This window comes from Serratia sp. 506_PEND (assembly GCF_001076875.1).
GTDB lineage: Bacteria > Pseudomonadota > Gammaproteobacteria > Enterobacterales > Enterobacteriaceae > Serratia > Serratia marcescens.
In genome coordinates this window covers 1-7,184 of record NZ_JVEL01000038.1, presented here as the reverse complement: position 1 = coordinate 7,184, position 7,184 = coordinate 1, and the positions used below count along the sequence as shown (strand labels likewise).

The following is a 7,184-nucleotide window of genomic DNA, read 5'->3' as shown; positions in this document are numbered from 1 at the left end:
TACGTTCGCGTATTTTCCGCGCCCGGGAAGCTATCGATAATAAAGTTCAACCGCTGATCCAGCGTTAGCAATGGCGGGCACAGGAAGGGTACTTAGGCATGCAGAAAGAAAAGCTTTCCGCTCTGATGGATGGTGAATCGTTCGACAGCGAGCTGTTGAGTTCTCTGTCGCAAGATCGAACGCTTCAACAAAGCTGGCAGAGCTATCACCTGATACGTGACACACTGCGAGGTGATGTCGGGCAAGTGATGCATCTCGACATCGCCGATCGCGTCGCCGCTGCACTTGAGAAAGAACCCGCCCGGCTGGTGCCTTCCGCCGTTCAGGAATCTCAGCCGCAGCCTCACACCTGGCAGAAAATGCCGTTCTGGGACAAAGTGCGTCCTTGGGCGAGCCAGATTACGCAAATCGGCATGGCGGCCTGCGTGTCGCTGGCGGTGATCGTCGGCGTGCAGCAGTACAACCAGCCTTCTGCGCCATCGAACGCGTCCGAATCGCCGGCCTTCACCACGCTGCCGATCATGGGCCAGGCCTCGCCGGTCAGCCTGGGCGTACCTGCCGACAGTTTCTCCACCGGCAGCGGCCAACAGCAGCAGGTGCAGGAACAGCGCAAGCGTATCAACGCCATGCTGCAGGACTATGAACTGCAACGTCGCCTGCATTCGGATCAGCTGCAGCTTGAGCAAGGCAACCCGCAACAGGCTGCCATTCAGGTTCCCGGAACTCAGTCTTTAGGAATGCAACAGCAGTAATGAAGCAAATCTGGTTCTCCGTTTGTTTATTGACGGGCAGCCTGCTCTATTCCAGCATCGCCCCGGCGCAGCCAACTGCGTCCGGGGCGTTATTGCAACAGATGAGCAGCGCCAGCCGTTCTCTCAATTACGAGCTCGCCTACATCAGCGTCAGCAAGCAGGGAATCGAGTCGTTGCGCTATCGCCATGCGGTGATCGGCAACGTGCCGCTCGGCCAGCTGCTGCATATGGACGGCCCGCGCCGTGAAGTGTTGCAGCGCGGCGGCGGGATCAGCTACTTCGAACCCGGTCTGGAACCGTTCACGCTCACCGGCGATCACATCGTCGATGCGCTGCCGGCGATCGTCTATGCTGATTTCACTCGTCTGGCGAAGTATTACGACTTCATCTCCGTGGGCAGCACCCGCATCGCCGATCGGCCATGTGAAGTGCTGCGCGTGGTGGCGCGCGACGGTTCCCGCTACAGCTACATCGTTTGGATGGACGAAGACACCAAGCTGCCGCTGCGGGTGGATCTGCTCGATCGCGACGGCGAAACGCTGGAGCAATATCGGGTGATCTCCTTCGCGGTCGGCGCCGACGTGCAGGGCGCGATGCAGGGGCTGCTCAAAGCCAATTTGCCGCCGCTGCTGTCGCTGCCGGCGGTGGAAAACGTCCAGCTCAGCTGGAGCACCGGCTGGCTGCCGGCCGGCGTGGACGAGGTGGCGCGCAATCGCCGCAAATTGCCGAACGTCGCCGTGCCGGTGGAGTCCCGGCTCTACAGCGACGGTCTGTTCAGCTTCTCGGTCAACGTCAGCCCGGCGGGCAGCGGCGCCGGGCAGCAGTACTACCGTCAGGGGCGCCGCACCATTCAGACCGAAGTGCGCGCGGGCAACGAAATCACGATTGTGGGCGAATTGCCGCCGGCGACGGCCAAGCGCATCGCCGACAGCATTTCTTTCAAGGTATCGCCGTAATGATGAAAGAGTGGGCCACGGTGGTTTCGTGGCAACAGGGCGTAGCGCTGCTGCGCTGTGAACCCAAGGCCGGCTGCGGCAGCTGCACCGCGCGCTCCGGCTGTGGCGCGCGTGCGCTGAACGAGCTGGTGCCGGAAACCGAGCATCAGCTGCAGGTGCATATCGATCAGCCGCTCGAACCGGGGCAGCGCGTCGAGGTCGGCATCGCGGAAGGCAGCCTGCTGCGCTCCGCCATGCTGGTTTACCTGACGCCGCTGCTGGGCATGATGTTGGGCGGCACGTTGCTGCAATATTGTTTCGGCAGCGACGCCTCGGCGGCAGTCGGCGCCGTATTGGGCGGTGGTGCGGCCTTTATGCTGGCTCGCCGCTTGGCTCGACGTCTGGGTGAGCAGGCCGATTACCAGCCGGTGGTGCTGCAGATTGGGTTGCCGCCTACCGCGATGCGCCTGCAGGCGGAAAACTCCCCGCTGATTTAAACCGATGGCCGCGTCATCGCCGGGTTGTGATAGGCGGGGATGCGGTTGTGGATCATATGCTCCAACAGCGCGATGAACAGATCGGCGCTGAGCAGCGAATCGTAGTTAATCGCGAACAGCACATTTCCCTGGCCATCGAATAAGCGGATGCCGCGCTGCGGATGATTTTCCAACGTGCGGATCTGTTCGATAGGCACGTTTCCCCGTTCCGTCGTCAGCAGGGTGGCGCTCAGCCGCAGCGTTTCGGCCGGCGTGCCTTGCCGCTTGCCGAGCAGCAACTGCCACAGCCAGCGCGCGTCGCCCTCTATGGTGTGAAACGACACCGTCCCCCCCTGATAGAGCGCATTCAGCGCCAGCGGCCCGCGCTGCTGCAGCTGTTGGTCGACGATTACGTCGGCCAATCGCCACGAGTGGGCGACGTTGCTGAAAACCGTGCACCAGGGCTGATCCGCACCGGCGCGGAACGCCGTAACGTCAAACAGCCCGCCGAAAGCCTGGCCGCCGCGAAAGCGATAGATGTCGCTGATCTTCTCAAACGGGATGAAACGCTCTTTGTGATGGTGGCTGTCAAAAACCCGCACGCCGTGCTCGTACAGACGATAAGTCAGCGCCGGACGCAGATAATGCCGCAGCGCCAGCAGCGTACAGCCGAGTAAAATCGTGCCCGCGCCGGCCTGCAACAGCGTGATGACCTGGCTCTCGTCAATGCTGCTCAGCAGCGGCAGCACCAACAGCGCCGCCCCCACACTAAACAGCAGCGCCGCCGCCGCCAGTATGCCCCAGTTGACCTTTGAAAAATCGTGCCGGCTCAGCATTTGCCCTTTATCGATCATAATGCACCTTCCAATCAACGTACGCAGATATGCTGGTGAACCCCGGTGGGCTGCCGATGTAGTGCCCTGAATAATGTTTTGTCGCGGAGCTCATGCCCTTTCTATCCGAGGGACTGTGGTGGCGTATATGGGGTTTTTCCTAAAGGAAGTGGGGCAAAATGGAATTCTAAGAGGTTGATCCAAATATTCTTTTTTTATAATTTCGGAGAGGGTTTATTGCGCTGTGGCCGGTTATGTATTAGCGCCGGAGTTTGACGGCCACGAAGCACCGGCAAGCCTTGGGTTCAGGCCGCATCGTCCGCGTTAACATCTGTTTTCACCCGCCGGGGCGCCCTGTAACATTTAGCGGCGCATAATAGAATGCCTTCACTGCACCGATCGCTAGGTTTTCAGTGGTGTGGCATGTAGAATGCAGCGATTCAGGTGCAAGACGGCCTCACCCATTCACTGTCGCTTTAGGTCCATGCGGGTTTCTATAGGCGAGTAATTCAGAAATACCAAGGCAGAAAAACTTTTATAATGAAGCATATACGAAATTTCTCCATTATTGCCCATATTGACCACGGTAAGTCGACGCTGTCTGACCGCATTATCCAAATCTGCGGTGGCTTGACCGACCGTGAAATGGCTGCGCAGGTGCTCGATTCCATGGATCTGGAGCGTGAGCGCGGCATCACCATCAAGGCGCAGAGCGTGACGCTGGATTATAAAGCGCAGGATGGGCAGACCTATCAGCTTAACTTTATCGACACTCCCGGCCACGTTGACTTCTCCTATGAAGTTTCCCGCTCGCTGGCGGCCTGCGAAGGCGCGCTGCTGGTGGTGGACGCCGGCCAGGGCGTAGAAGCCCAGACGCTGGCCAACTGCTACACCGCGATCGAAATGGATCTGGAAGTGGTGCCGGTGTTGAACAAAATCGACCTGCCGGCCGCCGATCCGGATCGCGCCGCGCAGGAAATCGAAGACATCGTCGGCATCGACGCCACCGATGCCGTGCGCTGCTCGGCCAAAACCGGCGTCGGCGTGCCCGACGTGCTGGAGCGCCTGGTGCGCGACATCCCGCCGCCGCAGGGCGATCCGGATGCGCCGCTGCAGGCGTTGATCATCGACTCCTGGTTCGATAACTACCTGGGCGTCGTGTCTCTGGTGCGCGTTAAGAACGGCACCCTGCGCAAGGGCGACAAGATCAAGGTCATGAGCACCGGTCAGGTGTATAACGCCGATCGTTTGGGCATCTTCACGCCGAAGCAGGTCGATCGCGACGTGCTGAACTGCGGCGAAGTGGGTTGGCTGGTCTGCGCGATCAAAGACATCCTCGGCGCGCCGGTGGGCGATACCCTGACGCAGGCGCGTCAGCCGGCGGATAAAGCGCTGCCGGGCTTCAAGAAAGTGAAGCCGCAGGTGTACGCCGGTCTGTTCCCAATCAGCTCCGACGACTATGAATCTTTCCGTGATGCGCTGGGCAAGTTGAGCCTTAACGACGCTTCCCTGTTCTACGAGCCGGAAAGCTCCACCGCGTTGGGCTTCGGCTTCCGCTGCGGCTTCCTCGGTCTGCTGCACATGGAGATCATTCAGGAGCGTCTGGAGCGTGAATACGATCTGGATCTGATCACCACCGCGCCGACGGTAGTCTACGAAGTGGAAACCACCGGCAAAGAAGTGATCTACGTCGACAGCCCGTCCAAGCTGCCGCCGCTGAACAACATCCAGGAACTGCGCGAGCCGATCGCCGAATGTCACATGCTGATGCCGCAGGAATACCTGGGCAACGTCATCACCCTGTGCGTTGAGAAGCGCGGCGTGCAGACCAACATGGTTTACCACGGCAACCAGGTGGCGTTGACTTATGAAATCCCGATGGCGGAAGTGGTGCTCGACTTCTTCGACCGCCTGAAGTCCACGTCGCGCGGTTATGCGTCGCTGGATTACAACTTCAAGCGCTTCCAGGCCTCCGACATGGTGCGCGTGGACGTGCTGATCAACAACGAGCGCGTGGATGCGCTGGCGCTGATCACCCACCGCGACAACTCGCAGTATCGCGGCCGTGAACTGGTGGAGAAGATGAAAGATCTGATCCCGCGTCAGCAGTTCGACATCGCGATTCAGGCGGCGATCGGCACGCATATCATCGCGCGCTCCACCGTGAAGCAGCTGCGTAAAAACGTGCTGGCGAAATGCTACGGCGGTGACGTCAGCCGTAAGAAAAAGCTGCTGCAGAAACAGAAAGACGGTAAGAAACGCATGAAGCAGGTCGGCAACGTCGAGCTGCCGCAGGAAGCGTTCCTGGCCATTCTGCACGTCGGTAAAGACGGCAAGTAACCGCGACGAGTTCGCGAAACGAGGGAGTTTGCATGGCGAATATGTTTGCCCTGGTCCTGGCGTTGGCCACTCTGGTCACCGGGATCATCTGGTGCTTCGAGCGCTTTAAATGGGCGCCGGCCCGCCGCGCGAAGATCGCGGCGGTCAACGAACAGACCGCGGGCGCCGTCGACGATAAAACGCTGGCGAAAGTGGCGAAGCAGCCTGGCTGGGTAGAGACTGGCGCATCGGTGTTCCCGGTGCTGCTGCTGGTCTTTGTGGTGCGTTCGTTTATTTACGAACCGTTCCAGATCCCGTCCGGATCAATGATGCCGACGCTGTTGATTGGCGATTTCATTCTGGTGGAGAAATATGCCTACGGCATTAAAGATCCGATTACCCAGACGACGCTCATTGAAACCGGCCATCCGAAGCGTGGCGATATTGCGGTATTTAAATATCCGCTGGATCCGAAGCTGGATTATATCAAGCGCGTGATTGGCCTGCCGGGCGACCGTATTACTTACGATCCGGTGAATAAGCGCGTTACGGTGCAGCCGTCCTGCAACAGCGGGCAGTCCTGCGATACCGCGCTGGCCGTGACCTACGCCGATGCGCAGCCGAGCGACTTCGTGCAGCTGTTCAGCCGCAGCGGCATGGGCGAGGCCAGCAACGGCTTCTATCAGATCCCGCTGAACGATAACGTGCCGTCGGGCGGCATTCGCATGCGTGAGCGCCAGGAAAGCCTCGGCAACGTTACGCATCGCATCCTGACCGTGCCGGACGCGCAGGATCGGGTGGGCGCTTACTATCAACAGCCGGGCAAACCGTTGGCGGAGTGGGTGGTGCCGGCCGGGCATTACTTCATGATGGGCGACAACCGTGACAACAGCGCGGACAGCCGTTACTGGGGCTTTGTGCCGGAGAAGAATCTGGTGGGCAAAGCCACGGCCATCTGGATGAGCTTTGAAAAACAGGAAGGCGAGTGGCCTACCGGCGTGCGTTTCAGCCGGATCGGCGGCATTCATTAATCGCTGATTTATTCCCTGTCAATTTCACGCCGCAGCCTACTGCGGCGTGAAAGATTAAGGGGATATAAACACAGCATTATGTTTCCACTCGTTGTAGAATACTTTCTCGAGCGATAAAAGTTGGCTCCTGCTGGGAGCCACTGCAAACGAAACAGCTTTGGATCGGCTTTCGGCGAAGCAGGCCTGTTCCGTGTGCTGCAAGTTTTTGACGCATTCTTGATCTATTGGTAACTCATGAACCCCATCGTAATAAACAGGCTGCAGCGGAAGCTGGGCTACACTTTTCAACAGCAGGAGCTTTTACTGCAGGCTTTGACTCACCGCAGCGCCAGCAGTAAACACAATGAACGTCTTGAGTTTCTGGGTGACTCGATTCTGAGCTTTGTCATCGCCAATGCGCTCTATCACCGTTTTCCTCGCGTAGACGAGGGCGACATGAGCCGCATGCGCGCCACGCTGGTGCGCGGCAACACGCTGGCGGAGATGGCGCGCGAGTTTGACCTGGGCGAATGTCTGCGGCTTGGGCCGGGCGAATTGAAAAGTGGTGGGTTCCGCCGCGAGTCAATCCTGGCGGATACGGTGGAGGCATTGATCGGCGGCGTGTTCCTGGACAGCGACATCCAGACCGTCGAGCGCCTGATTTTGGACTGGTATCGCAGCCGGTTGGACGAAATCAGCCCCGGCGATAAGCAGAAAGACCCGAAAACCCGTTTGCAGGAATTTTTGCAGGGGCGTCATCTGCCGTTGCCTTCTTATTTGGTGGTGCAGGTTCGCGGAGAAGCGCACGACCAGGAGTTTACCATCCACTGCCAGGTGAGTGGTTTGAGCGAGCCCGTGG

Annotated in this window: 7 protein-coding genes and 1 pseudogene; 7 read left to right on the top strand and 1 reads right to left on the bottom strand. The window is 59.3% G+C overall.

Going from position 1 to position 7,184, the window contains the following annotated elements:
* The 4 genes and pseudogenes from ADK28_RS31155 to rseC all read left to right on the top strand — a co-directional run.
* Positions 1–68: pseudogene (locus tag ADK28_RS31155) on the top strand (RNA polymerase sigma factor RpoE); the annotation flags it as partial.
* 30 nt (positions 69–98) lie between these two features.
* Positions 99–752 carry an anti-sigma-E factor RseA gene (rseA, locus tag ADK28_RS01240; RefSeq protein ID WP_016929795.1) on the top strand — a complete coding sequence of 218 codons (654 nt, stop codon included), beginning with the start codon at positions 99–101 and terminating at the stop codon, positions 750–752.
* Positions 752–1,708: a sigma-E factor regulatory protein RseB gene (gene rseB, locus ADK28_RS01235; protein WP_016929794.1), complete on the top strand. Its 957-nt coding sequence runs from the start codon at positions 752–754 to the stop codon at positions 1,706–1,708. Before rseA ends, rseB begins: the two co-directional genes overlap by 1 nt.
* A complete protein-coding gene (gene rseC / locus ADK28_RS01230) occupies positions 1,708–2,184 on the top strand; it encodes a SoxR-reducing system protein RseC (RefSeq protein WP_048794671.1) in 477 nt (158 codons plus the stop codon). Before rseB ends, rseC begins: the two co-directional genes overlap by 1 nt.
* Here rseC and ADK28_RS01225 read toward each other — a convergent pair.
* Entirely contained in the window at positions 2,181–3,017 is an 837-nt protein-coding gene (locus ADK28_RS01225) for a hypothetical protein (RefSeq protein WP_016929793.1), read from the bottom strand. The two genes, rseC and ADK28_RS01225, sit on opposite strands and share 4 nt — an antisense overlap.
* A 519-nt stretch (positions 3,018–3,536) precedes the next feature.
* Between ADK28_RS01225 and lepA the strand changes: the two genes are divergently transcribed.
* The 3 genes from lepA to rnc all read left to right on the top strand — a co-directional run.
* Entirely contained in the window at positions 3,537–5,336 is a 1,800-nt protein-coding gene (gene lepA / locus ADK28_RS01220; protein WP_004929150.1) for a translation elongation factor 4, read from the top strand.
* A 32-nt stretch (positions 5,337–5,368) separates the two neighbouring features.
* Positions 5,369–6,346 carry a signal peptidase I gene (gene lepB, locus ADK28_RS01215; protein ID WP_016929791.1) on the top strand — a complete coding sequence of 326 codons (978 nt, stop codon included), beginning with the start codon at positions 5,369–5,371 and terminating at the stop codon, positions 6,344–6,346.
* A gap of 234 nt (positions 6,347–6,580) precedes the next feature.
* The coding region (rnc, locus tag ADK28_RS01210; RefSeq protein WP_048794670.1) for a ribonuclease III at positions 6,581–7,184 on the top strand (604 nt) is incomplete at its 3' end.

What these genes read in the sequence shown, in the direction of transcription:
- rseA (WP_016929795.1), top strand. Translation starts at nt 99, where the DNA reads ATGCAGAAAGAAAAGCTTTCCGCTCTGATGGATGGTGAATCGTTCGAC.
- rseB (WP_016929794.1), top strand. Translation starts at nt 752, where the DNA reads ATGAAGCAAATCTGGTTCTCCGTTTGTTTATTGACGGGCAGCCTGCTC.
- rseC (WP_048794671.1), top strand. Translation starts at nt 1,708, where the DNA reads ATGATGAAAGAGTGGGCCACGGTGGTTTCGTGGCAACAGGGCGTAGCG.
- ADK28_RS01225 (WP_016929793.1), bottom strand. Translation starts at nt 3,017, where the DNA reads ATGATCGATAAAGGGCAAATGCTGAGCCGGCACGATTTTTCAAAGGTC.
- lepA (WP_004929150.1), top strand. Translation starts at nt 3,537, where the DNA reads ATGAAGCATATACGAAATTTCTCCATTATTGCCCATATTGACCACGGT.
- lepB (WP_016929791.1), top strand. Translation starts at nt 5,369, where the DNA reads ATGGCGAATATGTTTGCCCTGGTCCTGGCGTTGGCCACTCTGGTCACC.